This window comes from Pantoea sp. EA-12 (assembly GCF_030053355.1).
Taxonomy (GTDB): Bacteria; Pseudomonadota; Gammaproteobacteria; order Enterobacterales; family Enterobacteriaceae; genus Pantoea; species Pantoea vagans_C.
The window spans coordinates 1-1,070 of sequence record NZ_JASGBY010000039.1; the positions used below are offsets into that span (position 1 = coordinate 1).

Sequence of the window (1,070 nt, forward strand, 5' to 3'; positions counted from 1 at the left end):
GCAATCACCACCGTTCTGGCTAAAACCTACGGCGGTAAGGCAAGTAAATTCGACGAGATCGATAAAGCGCCTGAAGAGAAAGCACGTGGTATCACCATCAACACTTCACACGTTGAATATGAAACCCCGACTCGTCACTACGCACACGTTGACTGCCCAGGCCACGCCGACTATGTGAAAAACATGATCACCGGTGCTGCGCAGATGGACGGCGCGATCCTGGTTGTTGCTGCGACTGATGGCCCAATGCCACAGACCCGTGAGCACATCCTGCTGGGTCGTCAGGTTGGCGTTCCTTACATCATCGTGTTCCTGAACAAGTGCGACATGGTTGATGACGAAGAGCTGCTGGAACTGGTTGAGATGGAAGTTCGTGACCTGCTGTCAGCATACGACTTCCCAGGCGATGATACTCCAATCATCCGCGGTTCTGCTCTGAAAGCGCTGGAAGGCGACGCTGAGTGGGAAGCTAAGATCATTGAGCTGGCTGGTCATCTGGATACCTATATCCCAGAGCCAGTACGTGCAATCGACATGCCGTTCCTGCTGCCAATCGAAGACGTATTCTCAATCTCAGGCCGTGGTACTGTTGTAACCGGTCGTGTTGAGCGCGGTATCGTTAAAGTGGGCGACGAAGTTGAAGTTGTTGGCCTGAAAGACACTGTGAAATCAACCTGTACTGGCGTTGAAATGTTCCGCAAACTGCTGGACCAGGGTCAGGCTGGCGAGAACTGTGGTGTTCTGCTGCGTGGTATCAAGCGCGAAGACATCGAGCGTGGTCAGGTACTGGCTAAGCCAGGCACTATCAAGCCACATACTCAGTTCACTTCAGAAGTTTACGTTCTGTCTAAAGATGAAGGCGGCCGTCATACTCCGTTCTTCAAAGGCTACCGTCCTCAGTTCTACTTCCGTACTACTGACGTGACCGGCGACGTTCAACTGCCAGAAGGCGTTGAAATGGTAATGCCAGGCGACAACGTGAAAATGACTGTTACTCTGATCAAGCCAATCGCTATGGATCAGGGTCTGCGTTTCGCAATCCGTGAAGGCGGCCGTACTGTTGGTGCGGG

General features: G+C 52.7%; 1 protein-coding gene. It reads left to right on the plus strand.

What is annotated here, in order from left to right:
- Positions 1-1,070, plus strand: a 1,070-nt coding sequence (gene tuf, locus QMZ30_RS25765) for an elongation factor Tu (RefSeq protein ID WP_283229376.1), incomplete at both ends; no start/stop codon positions are given.